Annotated in this window: 10 protein-coding genes; 1 reads left to right on the top strand and 9 read right to left on the bottom strand. The window is 35.6% G+C overall.

From position 1 onward, the window contains the following. The first annotated feature begins 28 nt into the window (after positions 1 to 28). Positions 29 to 1,444, top strand: a complete 1,416-nt coding sequence (locus tag RBH94_RS12735) for a TolC family protein (protein ID WP_307881244.1) — start codon at positions 29 to 31, stop codon at positions 1,442 to 1,444. A 63-nt stretch (positions 1,445 to 1,507) separates the two neighbouring features. On the opposite strand, the gene bglX is transcribed toward RBH94_RS12735, so the two are convergent. From bglX to RBH94_RS12690, 9 genes are all read right to left on the bottom strand, one after another. Then, a complete protein-coding gene (bglX, locus tag RBH94_RS12730) occupies positions 1,508 to 3,787 on the bottom strand; it encodes a beta-glucosidase BglX (protein WP_307881243.1) in 2,280 nt (759 codons plus the stop codon). Between the two features lies 1 nt (position 3,788). Further along, a complete protein-coding gene (locus tag RBH94_RS12725; protein ID WP_307881242.1) occupies positions 3,789 to 4,898 on the bottom strand; it encodes a glycoside hydrolase family 16 protein in 1,110 nt (369 codons plus the stop codon). A 68-nt stretch (positions 4,899 to 4,966) separates the two neighbouring features. After that, complete coding sequence (locus tag RBH94_RS12720) at positions 4,967 to 5,923, bottom strand: hypothetical protein (RefSeq protein WP_307881241.1); 957 nt, start codon at positions 5,921 to 5,923, stop codon at positions 4,967 to 4,969. 18 nt (positions 5,924 to 5,941) lie between these two features. Beyond that, a complete protein-coding gene (locus RBH94_RS12715; RefSeq protein ID WP_307881240.1) occupies positions 5,942 to 8,077 on the bottom strand; it encodes a hypothetical protein in 2,136 nt (711 codons plus the stop codon). An 11-nt stretch (positions 8,078 to 8,088) separates the two neighbouring features. Further along, positions 8,089 to 9,549, bottom strand: a complete 1,461-nt coding sequence (locus RBH94_RS12710; RefSeq protein WP_307881239.1) for a RagB/SusD family nutrient uptake outer membrane protein — start codon at positions 9,547 to 9,549, stop codon at positions 8,089 to 8,091. Positions 9,550 to 9,556: 7 nt separating this feature from the next. Further along, the gene (locus tag RBH94_RS12705; RefSeq protein WP_307881238.1) at positions 9,557 to 12,565 is read right to left on the bottom strand and encodes a TonB-dependent receptor; all 3,009 of its coding nucleotides are present in this window, start codon (positions 12,563 to 12,565) and stop codon (positions 9,557 to 9,559) included. Between the two features lie 231 nt (positions 12,566 to 12,796). Continuing rightward, positions 12,797 to 15,568 (bottom strand): triple tyrosine motif-containing protein, encoded by a 2,772-nt coding sequence (locus RBH94_RS12700; RefSeq protein WP_307881237.1) that lies wholly within the window; start codon positions 15,566 to 15,568, stop codon positions 12,797 to 12,799. Positions 15,569 to 15,728: 160 nt separating this feature from the next. Beyond that, positions 15,729 to 17,126 (bottom strand): tRNA uridine-5-carboxymethylaminomethyl(34) synthesis GTPase MnmE, encoded by a 1,398-nt coding sequence (gene mnmE, locus RBH94_RS12695; protein WP_258227286.1) that lies wholly within the window; start codon positions 17,124 to 17,126, stop codon positions 15,729 to 15,731. A 5-nt stretch (positions 17,127 to 17,131) separates the two neighbouring features. Next, positions 17,132 to 17,962 carry a S1 RNA-binding domain-containing protein gene (locus RBH94_RS12690; protein ID WP_307881236.1) on the bottom strand — a complete coding sequence of 277 codons (831 nt, stop codon included), beginning with the start codon at positions 17,960 to 17,962 and terminating at the stop codon, positions 17,132 to 17,134. Positions 17,963 to 17,995 lie beyond the last annotated feature (33 nt).

The raw sequence follows: 17,995 nt of genomic DNA, 5'->3' as shown, positions 1-17,995 counted from the left end.
TCAATTATACATAATGGTTTTAAATCATATGCATTTTACAAAACTTAAATTAACAACACTATTACTGTTTATTTTGTGTTTCAATTTTAATACACAAGCACAATCGGTATCTGATAGTATTTTTACTCTTGAGGAATATTTAGGTTATGTAAAACAATATCACCCCATTGTAAAGCAAGCACGCCTTATTGCTTCAGAAGGAGAAATAAAACTTCTTAAAGCTCGTGGTGCCTTCGACCCTAAAATAGAAGTCGATTACAATAAAAAGAAGTTTACAGGAACTGAATATTACGATAAATTAAATGCCGCTTTTAAAATTCCAACATGGTACGGTATTGAACTAAAAGCAAATTATGAAAATAATGAAGGATATTATTTAAATCCTGAATCTACAGTTCCTGAAGATGGCTTGTATAGTGCAGGAGTTTCCATGTCTTTAGCAAAAGGCTTTTTAGCTAATGAGCGCATGGCTACTTTAAAACAAGCTAAACTTTATAAAGATATAAGTTTAAATAAGCAAAGTCTTGCGGTAAACGACGTCCTTTATAAAGCCATAGAGACCTATTTTAACTGGCTAAAAAGCTATCAAGAATACAAGGTTTATAACGATTATCAAAACAATGCCGATGTGCGTTTACGTCAGGTAAAATCTAGTTTTGAAGCTGGAGATAAACCTGCAGTAGATACTTTAGAAGCGAGCATTAATTACAAAAACAGAGCGTTAGATGTTGAGAAATCTAGAATAAAATACATTAAATCGCAATTGGAATTATCGAATTATTTATGGTTGGAAGATAATACCCCTGTGGAGTTGGATTATAGTTTAATTCCTGATGTGAATTCGTCTTTTGTTGCAGATCGGGTTTTAAATAGTAGCATTCTGGAAATTAATGATGAACTTTTAGAGAATCACCCAAAAATTCAATCGCTATCCTTACAAAGACAACAATTAGTTTTAGAAAAGCGATTAAACAACAATAACCTGTTACCTAAAATAGATGTTCAGTACAATTTTCTAACCAGTGATTATGAAAACCTGAACACACTAAACACGAAAAACTACAAAGCCGGATTAAATATTAGTATGCCCCTGTTTTTAAGAAAAGCTCGTGCAGATTTAAAATTAACTAAACTGAAATTACAAGATATTGATTTCAATTTATCGTCAACTAAAGTTAGTTTACTTAATAAAATAAATGCGGTTCAACAAGAAATCGACTCCTATGAAAAGCAAAGTGACATTGTACAAAATCTGGTAAACGACTACAAAAAACTGGTTGTAGCCGAGGAGAAAAAATTTGAACTTGGTGAAGGTTCTTTATTTTTAATTAATTACCGGGAAGCGAAGCTGATTGAAACCGAATTAAAAAACATAGAAGTCACCAACAAGGTTTTAACAACAAAAGCCAATTTTGCTCAAATATTAAACACGTTAGAAGATTAGTGTTTTTTAAAATAAAAAAGCCTTTCATTTAAACTGAAAGGCTTTTTACCAACTAAACTAGACTCAAAGTTTAACATTCTGCTCCAAAACAGTTTCAGAACTTCCACCAACAAAAACTTTAAAGTCACCTGACTCGAAAACAAATACTCCTGAATTATTAAAGAAACCTAATTCATTTTTAGTCAGAACAAAGCTTACCTTTTTTTTCTCATCAGGATTTAAAGCTATTAATTCGAATCCTTTTAACTCTTTTACCGGCCTTGTAATACTTCCCACTAAATCTCGGACATACAACTGAACCACTTCCTTACCTTGAACATCACCAATATTTTTCACATCCACCTTAACTTTAACCTCATCATTATTTAATTTACTTATCTGAAGATTAGAATACTCGAAGGACGTATAACTTAATCCATGCCCAAATGGATATAATGGTTTGTTGCTTTCATCTGTATAATGTGACCAAAACACTTCATTTGGAGCCGGAATAACTGGCCTTCCGGTATTTTTATAATTATAATAAATAGGTACCTGCCCTACGCTTCTTGGAAATGTCATCGGTAACTTTCCACTCGGATTATAATCCCCATACAAAACCTGCGCTATAGCATGACCGCTTTGCGTTCCTAATTGCCATGCTTCCACTATGGCTGGAATATGCTCATCGGCCCAGGTTATAGTTAATGGTCTGCCATTGTTTAACACCAAAACAATATTTTGGTTTACCGCAAAAACAGCTTCTAATAGCTCCTGTTGCACTCCTGGTAAATCCAAATTAACTCTACTTCTCGCCTCACCACTTTGAAAACCATGTTCTCCTAAAACCATGACCACAACATCTGCATTTTTAGCTATTGAAACAGCTTCTGAAAACTCACTTTTATCTGAAATATTAATATCTAACTCTTTAGCGAAAGTCGTTTCTCCGTAAGTTAAATCAGCTCCTTTAGCATAAGTCAACCTATTTTCTGAATACTGCTGCATCCCTTCTAAAACAGATACTGCAGTACTGTCTTTAGCTGCAATACGCCAACTACCTAATGGACTTGTTTTATCAGCTGCCAAAGCTCCTATTAAAGCTATATTCTGACCACTTTTCTTTAATGGTAATAACTGATTTTCATTCTTTAAAAGCACAATTGATTTCTTAGCCACATCTAAAACAGCATCATTAATTTCTTTACTACCGATCACTTTCTTCTCGGTTTCGCTGTCGCAATACTTAAAAGGATCTTCAAACAGTCCCAATTCAAACTTTACTCTTAAAATGCGCTTTACCGCATCGTCAATTAAAGCTTCATCTACATGTCCTTCTCTCACAAGGTTTGCTAATTCATCAACATAGGCGTACGATTCCATATCCATATCAGACCCAGCGGTTACTGCCAATTTTGCGGCAGCTTTTTTATCTTCTGCAAAACCATGCGCCATCATTTCGTTAATAGATCCCCAATCGGAAACGACAAAACCTTCATAATTCCATTGTCCTTTTAAAATATCCCTTTGTAAAAAGGTGTTTCCTGTTGCTGGAATACCGTTTAACTCGTTAAAGGAGTTCATGAAAGTCTTTACGCCCGCATCAGCAGCGGCTTTAAACGGTGGAAATATGCTATTATTTAAAGTAGAGGTCCCTACATCAACTGTATTATAATCTCTTCCTGATTCGGCAAAACCATAACCTGCCCAATGCTTAGCACAAGCAGCAATGGTTTCGGGCGACGATAGATCTTCACCTTGAAATCCTTCTACTCGAGCTACGGCTATTTTACTCCCCAAAAACGGATCTTCTCCTGCTCCTTCCATAACACGACCCCAACGGGCATCTCTGGAAATATCGACCATTGGTGCAAAGGTCCAGTTAATTCCTGCTGCGGCTGCCTCTTTAGCTGCTACCTCAGCAGATTTTTTAATGGCTTCTAAATCCCAACTGGCAGCTTCAGCCAATGGTATGGGGCTCAAGGTTTCGTAGCCATGAATAACATCGAACCCAATAATTAACGGAATACCTAAACGGGTTTCTTCGACCGCTATTTTTTGAACCGCTTTAACCTCTTCAACGCCTCGTACATTTAGCATTGAACCTACGTAACCTTTCTTTAAATGCTCGTACTTTTTGGCGGCATCTCCTGAAGATGGTGTAGGCCCTGTTACATCCCAAAATCCGTTGTATTGATTCATCTGACCGATTTTTTCTTCCAATGTCATTTTGGAAAGTAAATCGGATACGTTCTGTTCAATACTATTTGTATTATCTCTGGTATAACCTGTTTCATTTTCTTTACAAGAACTATTGAAAATGACAAGCAGAATCAAAATAATATATATGTGATTTGTCTTCATACTATTGGTATACTTTTACATAATCAATTTCCATTACAACTTCTGAAAAGTTCGGATCTATAGTAAACCAACTTCCGCCCAGTGCTACATTTAAAATCAAAAACTGTGGTTTATCATACGGCCAGGTAGTCACATTTTTAGTAGCAGGATTGTAAGTATATTTTAAATCACCATCAATTAAAAACTGTAGTTCATCTTCATTCCAAACCAATGAATACACATGAAATTCTAACGCATAATCGGTTACAACAGTCTCACCAACTTTGGTGTTTTCACAACCTCCAGAACAGGCCAACGTATGAGTAGCACTGGAAACAACGGTTGCATTATGCCCCCAGTGTTCCATAATATCTATTTCACCGCACTCAGGCCAACCAACCTCATCAATGTTGGCTCCTAGCATCCAGATGGCAGGCCATGTACCCTGTCCGCTAGGTAACTTAGCTCTTACGTCTACACGACCATAAGTGAATTCATATTTATCTTTAGTTAATAATCTAGCTGAAGTATACTCAGATCCTTGGTAGTTTTCTTTTTTAGCAATGATTTTCAACATTCCATTTTCTACCTTCACATTATCTGAACGATTGGTGTAATACTGTTTTTCGCCATTACCCCAGCCACAAATATCGGGACAACCATTACCTATATCGTACCCCCATTTTGAGCTATCAGGAGCACCATCGGTTTCAAATTCATCAGACCAAACCAACTGTAAATCGTTTGAAGCCACATAAACTGTTACCTTTTTAAAAGTACTAATCTCATTTCCTGTACTTGAATACGCAAAAGCCGTAATAACATACTCATGAGTACCATCCTCTGTAAACGTATATTCAAAAACACCAGTTGTGTTTTTAACTTCTGGTTCTGATTCTAGTTTATAACCATACGAATTAGCATTATCAGCATTAATTGTAACCGTTATATAACCAGAACCATCACCATTTGGGTTATTCGTATCAGCTCCCTGAAGGTCAACATCTAGAGTTATATTTGTAGGTAAAATATCTTCGGGGGTTTCTGGTGGACTTACATCGTCGCTACCACCTGAACAAGACAATAACAACCACAAGCCTATATTTAAAACATAAAGCATCTTCTTTATCATTATTTAAAGTTTGAAATTTTTATATGAGGAAGATTAATGGCTTAACCTCCCTCATTAGCTAAATCAGATTATGGTTGAACCGGTTTTTCTGTTTGAAATACACAATACCAAGCATAACCGGGTTCGGTTACTCGAACTTCTAAAGTACTATCTGTAATTTCTATAATTTCGAAACTACTGCTTCCTACATACCAACTCATAAAACCACCACCTGAAAAATTAATGGTCGTACCGCGATAAGGTTCATTATCAGGGTCATTCTGATCTATAGTTGCTATAGACGTTGAAGGCACCAACTGTACATTTTTAACGCCGACTAAGGATGGTACGACATCTGCCCCATGACACGTATCACCATCAACCCCTAAATTACCAGCATAAGTACCAGGAATGTAAGCATTGCCAACCGTTTGTTCATATGTTAAAGCTCCATCTGCAGACTGTGTAAACACCATCTCGGCATCGTACATACACAATTTATCTGAATGCCATGCGTTAGACTGGAACCAAGCCGGGAATCTGTGTTCTCCGCTACTTGATACTTCATCAGGACCTAACCCAATATTTACAGGTTTATCTGCTGCCCAATACCAAGTCTTGCTCGTTCCTGGACCACCGCTTAAGAAGTCTTTCGCTTCCTGATCTTCAAAGGAACTATAAACTTCAACAACCATAGACTTGGAGCTTTGAGCTCCTCCAGTCCCTGAGGCAATTACTGTAACAGTATACGAATTGACGCCTACCTGAGTGAAACGATGCATCGTCTCTCCTGTTGAAACTACATTGTCGGTATCATCGCCAAAATTGTAGATATAGGTAATCGCGTTATCGGCTTCAGCTGAAAATTTTACGAAGCCTGTACCGTCTCCGTTAGGATTATTAGCATCTACTCCAATAATCTCGACATTTATTTGAATGTTTGTTGGGGTCGTAATATCACCAATATCCAAATCTTCATCCTGACAGCTCACCATAAAGAATAAAACTGCACAAAATGGAATTAATATATATTTTAATGTTTTCATTGTTCTGTTTTTTTATTCTTAATTATGGAAATAAATATTGTCTACATACACTGTTGCACTGCCTCCTGATGTATCCCATATTAATTGGGTAATATTTGAAAAATCAAGATTATATTTTGATAACGGAATGGTTACACTAACCCATGTTCCGGTAATAATTTTAGGTAGAAATACAATGTCCTCCATAACCTGGTCTAAAGCTGTATTTACAATTTTAAACCCTAAAGTTGTGGCATCGGGTGTATAATAATCAAAATGCAGGTATTTTACCCCCGTTAAATCGGTAGGATTACCATAATCGGTTACAATTCCTGAGTAATTTAATGATTGATACAACCAGATATTATCTCCATTTACACTAAAATCTGACAAGCTCGTTGTTTGCCCCCAATCCGGGTTTACTTCATTTAAAGTTACGCCTGTATATGCATCGCTGTAAATTGAAATCACATCGGCCTGAGCAATTGTAGGCACAGGGGCTGTTACCTCCGGCTGCGTAGAACTATCTGAATAAAAATAAAGGTTATCTATATATACCTTAGCACTTCCACCTGCGGTATCAAATAACAGTTGTGTTACGGCCGAAGGATCTATATTAAATTCAGACATTGGAATAGTCACACTTACCCAGGTGCCACGTACAATTTCATCAACGAATACAATATCTTCCTGATTCACTACAGTATTTACTAATTTTAATCCTAAAGCTTCTGCATCAGGCGTAAAATAATCGAAATGCACATAATCCATGCTTGCCAGATTGGTTGGATTACCATAATCGGTAACGATGCCCGTATAATTTAATGCTTCATACAACCAAATATTATTTCCGTTAAGGTTCACTTCTGTTAAGGTCGTGGTTTGTCCCCAATTCGGATTTAACTCACTTATACCAACGCTAGTGTAGGCATCACTGTAGATAGACACCACATTTGAAGCATTTTGAGTTGGTGTTAGCGCATTATATTCCGGCGTTTCTGCTACCGTTGAGGGTTTATAGAAATAGATATTATCAATAAACACTGTGCCTGCTGCCCACGGTTCTCCAACAAACTTCATTTGGAAAATTTCAGTTACTGTAAGTCCTTGATCTGTGAATTCTGAAATTGGAATATCCAAACTAGTCCATTCTCCTGAGGTTAAATCGCGCCAAACTGGTTTTTCTGTTACTGTTCCGGAAGCATTATTGATTAAAGAGGTCTCTATTTTTAAGCCTTCTGAAGCCGTCCAAACATCAAGGTGTAAGTATTTCATTCCTGAAACATCAACCGTTGTTCCGTCGGCCAAGGCAATTCCCTGATAACTTAGATTAATGTATTGTAACATTTCATCGCCGTTTAAATCGAAAGTTGCCCAGCCACTTCCCTGACCAGCTTGTCCCCAATCTGGAAAATAATTAGTCCCTGCCACATCGTTATATTTAGCACTGTAAATAGAAATCACATCCTGCTCATCTCTATTTGGTGGTGAAGGAGCAGATTCTATAGGCTGTAAGATTTCGGTAACCTCAAAATCAAAAGTACATTCTGTTGTTTGTGATGACGCACTCATAACAACAATTTTAATACTATAAGTTCCGGGTTCCTGATAAATATAAGATACCGGGTCACCGATATTCGCCGCCATCGGCTCATCATTTCCGTCCTCTCCAAAATACACTTCATAACTCAATCCGTATTTTGCGCTCACCTGAACATCAACTTGTTTCGAAATGGCTTCATTATTTGAGATTTTAATATCTGAACCATTAACAATATCACAACTCAATTCAGGAGCTTTAAATACAACTTCCAGATTTTCGGTTGCCGTAGTTTTTAATCCTGATAACCCTACAGCTTCAATTGTTACTGTATAAAATTCACCTTCAGGTTTTTCAGCATATTTATGGACTACACTTTCCCCCTGCATCACCTTAGCTTTTTCTGAAGTACCATCACCAAAATCGATATTATAGGATGATGCTCCTACTGCATTTGGTGTAATAGTTATCAATCCTAGATCTCCGTTAGCTTCATCTAAGACCGGAAGAAAGGTTGCTGTAACACCCGAAGGCGCCACGATATCGTCTAAATACTCGAAGTTTTCGTCGTCGCTACAATTAAAAACTATTAGTAGCATTAGACATAAACTGTATATATATTTTACTGTTTTCATAATGTCGTTTTTTAGTATCCTGGGTTTTGGTTCCATCTGCCTCCAGATAATTCAATCTCTTCAACGGGTATTGGAAATAGCTCATGCTTACCAGAAACAAAACCATCAATTTCCTGAGCTGCTCGTCCTGTTCTTACTAAATCGAAGAAACGATGCCCTTCTCCCACCAATTCTACACGACGTTCTTTGTAAATGGCATTGGTTAAATTAGACCCTGATACATTTACAGGAGCCAATGTCGCTCTGGTTCTCACCATGTTTAAATATTCGGCTGCACGCGTATCACTAATGCTTCCTCTGTTTAAAGCTTCAGCAGCCATAAGTAAAACATCAGCAAAACGAATGGATCTGTAATTATTAGGATTGGTTAAAGCGGCATCAGGCTGATTTAAATCTCCCTTTCTGGCGATATATTTTAAATTGAAATATCCCGTATGCTCGTAACCTGTTGCGTAAGTTGCTCCTGTTTCTTCTGCCCAGGATTCGATATCTAAAATAGAATACCCTAATCGGATATCTCCTTCTTCGAAAGCATCGACAACCTCTTGAGTTGGCACATTAAAACTATATCCAAAGTCGTAAAGCGGTCCATCATAACTTCTTACACCATTAAATCCAACAGCATAATTTCCTTCCAAACATTGGAAACAATCATAACTACCACCATCGACATCTGAGTATTGAATTTCAAATACCGATTCAATGTTATTTTCATATTCATTTTCAAACATTAACGGCGCTTCTTCGGAAGATAGTAATCTATGCGGTCCGTTATTTATTAAATCTTCTAAAACCGTTGCTGCTTCAGAAAACTTATTTTGATACAAATATGCCTTACCTAATAATGCCTGAGCTGCGCCTTTCGTTACTCGCCCTGTTTGACTTTGTGTATATGGTAAATTACCAGCTGCAAAGATTAAATCCTGCTCAATTAATGCATAAACATCAGATGCCGGGGCACGATCAATATCAAATTGTTCTCCAAACTGAATACGTTTATCGATGGCTAAAGGCACATCTCCAAACCATTTTACGAGCTCGAAATAGTAATAGGCTCTTAAAAATCGAGTTTGAGCAATAACGCTGGTTTTACTTGGAAAATCATATTTATCCTGAAATTCCATTATATAATTGGCACGATTCACCCCGGTATACATCCAAGTCCAGATTTCTCTTAAATTGGCATTAATTGGCGTATGAATCATATCGTCTATTTCCTGAAAGCCGATAACATCTGTAGCACTTTCACCTCCACACAACGTATTATCTGAAGCTATTTCTCCTAACTGAACATTTCTAGCTGTAGCCTGCAAATAATCGTAAGCAGCAACCAAAGCATCCTGATAATCTTTTTCAGAATTAAAAAAGTCCTCCGAGTTTGTATCCTGCGAAGCCACATCCACAAAGTCATCACTACACGACCATGCTATTAGCGCCATCAACAAGATTATATTTAGTTTTATATTTTTCATGATGAGATTAGAATTTTAAGTTAACACCGAATAAATAGGTTCTCGCACTTGGATAGAACCCTTGATCGATTCCTCCGCCAATAGGAGCACCACTAGATGCCGTTGGGTCGTAACCCGAGTATTTAGTCAATGTAAATAAGTTATTTGCAGACACATACAAGCGAAGTTTATTTATTTCGGAACCGCCAAAAACTTTATCTCCAAAGGTGTAACCCAATTGTATATTTTGCAGTCTTACAAATGAACCGTCTTCCACATAAAAATCTGAAAATAATATATTTGATGTCGCTCCTGTAGTGACTCTCGGCGTTGAATTAGTAGAGCCTTCGCCTGTCCAGCGGTCCAGATAATACACCGTTTTATTGGTTAAAGCCTGATTACGCTCAAAATTTCTAACAATTTCATTTCCTAACGAAGCAAAAGCGTAAGCTGAAAAATCAAAGTTTTTGAAATCTATCGACAAATTAAGTCCCATATTTGCATCTGGAATCGGGTCGCCAATATTGGTCTTATCGGCATCATCAATAACACCATCATTATTAATATCTACAAATTTTAAATCACCCGGTTGTACACGATTATCGATTGTTGGATAATTGGCTACTTCTTCTGCGTTTTGGAAAATACCATCCGTTTTATAGCCTCTGAAATATCCAATTGGATACCCTGCTTCCATTCTTGAAGGAGTTGGCTGACCAATACCAAAGGAACCTCCTGTTAAGAAATCACCATCGGTATTTACAGATATCACTTCATTTTTTAGTGCCGTTAAATTATACTTAACACTTAATTTAAAATCATCGCTAAAGTTATCGGAATACCCTATGGCAAATTCAAATCCTGAATTTTCGATTATTCCACCATTAATAACTGGTGCTCCACCTGTTCCTAACAATCCTGACACCTGTGGGATGACGAGTAAATCTTCGGTACGTTTCTTAAAATAATCGGCTGTGATATCAATTTTATTATCTGCAAAGCGCATATCGACACCAATATCTAAGGTTTTTTGCTTTTCCCATTTAATTCCTGGGTTTGAAATAGCTCCACTAGCCACACCGAACACTTCCTGGTCGTTAAATATATAAGTTCCTTCCCCATTTAAAAGTGACACAAAGCGATAATCTGGAATTCTGTCGTTACCTAAAATACCGTATGAAGCTCTGAATTTTAGCAAATCGAAAAACTTACTATCTGAAAGAAATGGCTCATCTGAGGTCACCCAACCTATTGATCCTGAAGGGAAAAATCCGAATTTATTTTCGGGGCCAAATTTTGTTGAACCGTCACGGCGCAAAACTGCCGAAAACAAATACTTTCCTTTATAATCGTATTGTAACCTTGTAAAATAAGACAGTAGTCTAGAATCGAATCTTGGGTTTCTACCTTGCGCTTCGTAGCGATCTTCTATATCGGAAGCCACATCCAGAGAAGGGTTCGCAATCGTTACATCATACCCTGTAAGTCCTGAAAACTCACCAGTAGTTTTAAATACCGAAGTTCCTAACAGTACATTGATATTATGCGTTTCATTAATGTTATTCTGATACTTAACAAAAGCATCAAACGTATAATCTCTATAATGATCTAAAGTTGTTACAATGGAGCTTCTATCTACATTACTGTTTTTACCACTACCGAAATAAGCGACCGGATTAAAGATATTAGAACTTACTTCGGAATAATTCCACTGAATATTGGTTTGAGCCGTAAAATGGTCTAAAAAATTATATGATAAACCGGCATTACCACTAAGCTTTAATACTTTCCCTCTATCGAAAGTATCATCTATTTGAGCCAGCGGGTTTATAACTTCTCCTCCCAATCCTTCAGCCAAAGTATAATCACCGTCTTCATCTCTAACCGAAAATGTAGGCGCCATATTTAAGGCATTAAATAATACGGAAGAATTAGAATTCTCAGGTAGGTTCCGCTTATTAGTTCTTATAAGCATCAATCCTGAAGTAAATTTGAAATTCTTCAGAAAATCAACATTATAACTAATATTATTTGTAAAACGTGTAAAGTTTGATCTCGAACCTCCAACAATACCATCCTGCGTTAAAAACGATCCACTATAAGAATAATAAGAGTTTTTTGTTCCGCCTTTAAACAAAATGTTATGATTAGTTATAAAAGCATTTTTAAATACTTTGTCCTGCCAATCGGTTCCTGACCCCAAATTAGAAACATCCGGAAACGGAATTGCACTTCCACCAGCTGCATGCGCTTCATTAACTATTAATGCATACTCTGTAGCATTTAAAACAGGAATTTTTCTAGTGGTTTGTTGAAACCCTCCATAAGCATTATACTCAACCTGAAGCGGCATTTCCTTTCGTCCCGTTTTAGTTTTAATTAAAATAACACCGTTAGCCGCTCTAACCCCATAAATACCAGCAGTCGCGTCTTTAAGGATGTTTATACTTTCAATATCGTTCGGGTTAATAACACTAAGGTCTTCTATAACATTACCATCTACTAATATTAATGGTCTGCTATCTCCATTTGTAGAGACCCCACGAATGTTGATGGTCGCTCCGGCCCCTGGTGATCCCGACTGTGAAGTAATATTAACCCCGGCAACCTGACCTTGAAGTGCTTGTTCTATTCGAGTTGGCTTCAACTCTTCAATAGTTTCTGCTCCCAATACACTTACGGCACCAGTAATTTCCTTTTTAGTTTGTGTACCATATCCAATAACCACCACTTCGTCTAATTTGGCGAGGTCTTCCTGTAATTGAATTTCTAAAAAGGCATCATTTTCAACAACAACATCCTGAGTTATAAAACCTATATAACTTAAGGTTAGTGTTGATCCTATTTCAATATTAGAAATGGTAAAGTTTCCATCAAAATCAGAAACTGTTCCATTTGCTGTATTCTTTTGCAAGATGTTAACTCCGGGAATAGGCACACCGGAACCATCTTTCACATTACCTTTTATTTCAATGCTTTGAGCACTAGCATAGGAAACAAAGAATAATGTTAAAATCTTAAAGAGATAATGTCTCATGTGAATTTAGTTTATTTTAGTTTCCATAAAATTATATTTACATATTGATGTATTCTAATTTTTTACCACTACAAAAAACATACATCATAATAATGAACAATAAAAACTAACAAAACATCAATATTACTTGGTTTTATTAAGAATTTATAAAAGCTATAGAATTTACTTAATATCTATAAAATCAGCAAATGTTGTGGTGTTGTATAGGTGAAAAAGTTAAATGTTGTGTCGTTATATTTTCAAAATATAATCTGTTAAGCTCGCATCGTGAGGTAAATCAATTTTTTTTCGTAATCGGTAACGTTTAACTTCTACACTTCTTGGAGATATATTTAATAGAGGAGCTATTTCCTTTGAGGATAAATTCAACCTCAAATACGTACATAAACGTAAGTCGTTTGAGGTTAGCGACGGATGTAATGTTTTTATCTTTTTAAGAAAATCTTTATCTGCATTATTAAAGGCTTCTTCAAACGTTTGCCAGTCATCAGTATTATTAAGATTTTTATCAATGATTTTAACTACATTGTTTAAATTCTTGTCGTCCGGAATCTTTTTCAGCTCCTTTTTAAGATTATTTAAAAACTCATTCTTCTTAATTAAATTCATGGTAGACAAACTCAACTCCCTGTTTTTACTTTCTATATCCTGCTTAAGCTTTTCATTATTATGACGCATGATTTGCTCTTTGTTCTCTAATTCTTTGAGTTCTAATTCACGCTGTGTTTTATAAAGGAGTTTTTCACGTTGCCTTTTATAGTAACGCTTGTAGGCATGATGCATAAATATTGAAAATAACGCCACAGCAATCATATACCCTATAATAGCAGTATTCGACAAATACCAAGGTCTTGCAATAGAAAAACTATAACCTTCTATATTCTCTGAAATTTCGTTACCTAACCGCGACCTTACAGAAAATTTATAATCGCCGAATGGTAAGTTTTCAAAAAACACTTCCGATTTAGTGGACCATTGACTCCAATCATCATAAATACCTTCGAGCTTATATTGGTATTCTGGTGCTGAAAATTTTTCATATACAGGAACACTAAAATGAAACTCTAAATTATTATCGTTGTTTTTAAACTGCCCTACTTCATTTACCTTAACAAAAACATTCTCTTGACTGCCCTTAAGATTTCTATTAGATACTAAATTTAAATGAACTTTATGGGGTTTGTTTTGTAAGACATTTAAATCTATTACAATGTATCCAGTAGTGGTACCATACAGGTATTTATTATTTTCCAGATAAGTTATATTTTCATAGCCAGAAACATCATTTCTTACATAACCAGGTAACGCAATGGTATGCAAATCCAATGTATTACTTAGTTTTCCAGGAGATAAATAACTGAGCCCTTGTTGTGAAAACCCCCAAAGCTTATTAGTTTGCTTCGTATAAACCAGTTTTCCCGAGGTATAATCTTCAGCATGAAACAATTTACTCTTTATTGTGTCCTTTAAAAATTTCTCTGTTTTTAAATCATACTTAAAAACACCTTTACTTTGTGTATAAAGTATATCTCCTCCAAATTTTATAAGACTCGTCTTCACATCTTTATCCACCGAGCGATCTTGCTCCACATTTATTACCTTGTTGTAATCTTGATCTAACTTAACTTTAAAAACCCCCTTGTATTCATGGCTTACAAAAAGTTCTGATGTATTTATCATTTCAAAATACCGACTGGAAATATCAAAATTTTCAATAGTATTTCGCCATAACCATGAGTCATTCTTTTTCTCTAAAATATTTAAACCACTATAATTACCTTGAATAAGCAAGTTCTCATGATTTTTAACAGACTTAATATCCCAGGTTCCTAAAACATCGGCTATTAAAGTTGCTCTGTCGTCTTGAATAATGAATGTCCCTGAATTATGACCGCAAAACAAAGTGTTATCTATATTTTTTAAGCACCAAACGGCACCTTGCGTACCAGCAATAAACTGGAAGTTATGATTACTTTTAAATTCTTTATAAAACAAGCCTTGATTAGTCCCGATATACAACTTGTCTCCATAGACAATGGAAGTGTTTACCGAACCAATCTCACCTTTTTCGTCATTATAGATTCTAAAAGGTGATTTAATATTGACACAATTAATTCCGTTTTCAAGTCCCAACCAAATGTTATTGTCAACATCCTCAAAAACTGATAACACCGTATTATTACTTAAACCGTTATTCTGATTGATTTGATAATTAATCTCTCCAGAAGCTGTAATATGGATAATTCCGTTAGAAATACTACCCAAAATAAAACTATCATCCTCTAGCTTAATACTGCTATAAATTCTATCGTTTAAAAGCGTTTTATTAGCAGGAATTTCCCATTGAATTAAATCATTACCTTTCAGCTCAAAAAAGCCTTTATCCTCTGTTTGAAAGAGGGTTTTATTTTGATGGTTGAAAATATTAACCAAAAGATTATTTTTTAAAATATTGTCTGATGTGACTAGTTTTGCCTGGCCATTTACAATTTCGAAAACACCCTCTTTAGGCTTTTGAAAATAAACCCCTTCCTTAATCTTGAAAATTTTATAAATTCCTGAATTTGATTCGATAATGTTTACTGAATTCTTTGTTTTATTGAAAACATAAATTCTTTTTAACGTTTGAAATAAAATAAAATCTTCCACGTCCAGAATATTCCAAACCTCTTCGTCTTCTAAAAAATCAATTTTAAGCTGTGAAGCTAATGAGGTGTATTCTAATACACCCTTTTCAGACCTATTCCAATAACCAAACTCTCTGTAGCTCCCTGTATAGATATAATCATCAATTACCTTAACCGACCTTACAATAGTTTTATTTGGAGATTCGTAAACCGTCCATTTCGCACCGTTAAATTCAAGAAGCCCTTTATTATTGGCTACATAAATATATTTATCTTGAGATTGAGAAATAGACCAGTTTTGATTCTCTGCTCCATAATCGGTTGGCGTATAAATTTGAATAGGTGGATGCTCTTGTGCTGTTAATACAAAGCACATAAACATTATAAAAAATTGCGGTAGAGATTTAGTTGGTATCAAAATACAATGCTTTACTTACTAATGTAATAAAATTAATAGTAATCAAGCAACTATATAGAAAAACAACAGCCTCTTTGATACCAAAGAGGCTGTTGTTGAAATATTATGTTTTGTGTGGCTATTTGCCGATACAGAAATTAGCAAAAATATTACCCAGTAACTCATCGTTCGTAACCTGACCAGTAATTTCACCGAAGTAATACAAGGCCTGACGAATATCGATAGCCAATAAATCTCCAGACAAACCAGAATCTAAACCGTAGCGCACTTTTTCAATCTCTTCTAAAGCTTTTAATAACGAATCGTAGTGTCTTGTATTTGTTACAATGGTATCGTTATTTCTTAAAGCTCCGGTATTTACAAAACTTAGCAATTTATCCTTTAATTCTTCGACACCAAATCCAGTTTTTGCCGATAATAGATGTAAATCTGAAATCTGAATTTTAATGTTTTCTATCTCGGTTTCTGAAAGCTTATCGATTTTATTAGCAATTATTACGATTGGCTTTTGAGGATATTTGTTCTTAATTTTTTCAATTTCAATCTTAAACGATCTAATGAAACCGTCTTCTTTAAGATTGGTGCTATCTGCTAAGAAAATCACAACCTGAGCTTGCTCTATCTTCTCAAACGTCTTTTTAATACCGATGCTTTCAACCACATCCTGAGTTTCTCGAATACCTGCGGTATCTATAAACCGGAAACCAATTCCTCCTATTGAAATTTCGTCTTCAATGGTATCGCGAGTGGTTCCTGCAATATCTGAAACAATAGCGCGTTCCTCATTTAAAAGCGCATTTAACAAGGTAGATTTACCAACGTTTGGTTCTCCTACAATAGCTACAGGAATTCCGTTTTTAATAACGTTACCTACAGCAAACGAATCGATTAAACGCTTTAATACCACACTAATGCGATCTACTAAATCTTTAAACTGAGATCTGTCTGCAAACTCGACATCTTCTTCTGCGAAATCTAATTCTAGTTCAATTAAGGAAGCAAAATTCAATAACTCTTCACGAAGTTTAGCGATTTCAGATGAAAATCCACCGCGCATTTGTTGCATGGCGATTTGATGAGACGCCTCATTATCACTGGCAATTAAATCGGCTACAGCTTCCGCCTGACTTAAATCTAATTTTCCATTTAAAAACGCACGAAGCGTAAATTCACCCGGTGTTGCTGTTCTACAGCCTTTTCTAAGAAACAACTGAATAATTTCCTGTTGAATATAATTAGAACCATGACAAGACACCTCAACCACATCTTCACCGGTATAGGAGTTCGGGTTTTTAAAAACCGAAACTAAAACTTCATCAATAGTTTTTGGTCCATCGACAATATGTCCTAAATGTATGGTATGGGTTTTCTGTTTGGTAAGCGATTTATTATTTACAACCGACCTAAAACAACTATCGGCAATAGTAATAGCATCTTTACCTGATAAACGAATAACAGCAATGGCACCCGCTCCTGAAGGTGTTGCCAAGGCAACTATGGTATCTTGATTAATCATAAGGTTTAAACTAAATAAATGCCGTCTGGTTTAATCTCAATTTTCTTGTCTTTGTATAATGAACCTACTGCTTTTTTAAAGTTCTTTTTACTCATTTGAAGCAGATCCTTAATATCTTCAGGGTTCGATTTATCGGTTAAGTCTAAATAACCGCCATTATCTTCTAATTCCTTTAAAATACGCTCTGCATTGGGTTCAATATTTCTATAACCTATCTGTCCTAAAACAATATCCAGTTTATTACCAGGACGAATCTTCTTAACGATTCCTTTTAATTTATCACCTACGCTAAGTTCTGTAAAGATTTGATCGTTATAAATTAAACCGGTATGTTTTTTATTCACAATAACGTTCATACCAATTTCTGAAGGATGTGAGACAATTAAATCGACTTCATCAAACTGCTTAACGGTAAGTTCTTTATTACTTAAAAAACGATTGGTTTTACTTGAGGCCACCAATCTTTCGGTCTTCTCATCCATATAACAATGCACCAAGTACCACCCTTTAGGTTTCATTTTAAAAGCTTGCTCTTTAAACGGACAAAATAATTCCTTAACCAGTCCCCAGTCTAAAAAAGCACCATAATCGTTCACCTGACTACAACGTAATAAGGCAAATTCACCTAGTTTTATATAAGGCATATCGGTAGTGGCTACCGGACGTTCTTCGTTATCTAAATACACAAAAACATCTAGCTTATCCCAAATTCTAAAGCTTTCCGGAACATACCTGTTTGGTAGTAAAACCTCATTATTATCTTCATCTACCAAGTAAATACCATGATCGGTTTCACGTAGAATTTCTAATGTATTAATTTGCCCTATATTTATCATGCTGCAAAGGTAATAATATTAACAAGAGTTTTT

The sequence above is a fragment of the Aestuariibaculum sp. YM273 genome, from assembly GCF_030908365.1.
Lineage (GTDB): Bacteria > Bacteroidota > Bacteroidia > Flavobacteriales > Flavobacteriaceae > Aestuariibaculum > Aestuariibaculum marinum.
Note: the sequence above shows the minus strand (reverse complement) of the source record. Positions and strands in the feature narration are given on the sequence as shown.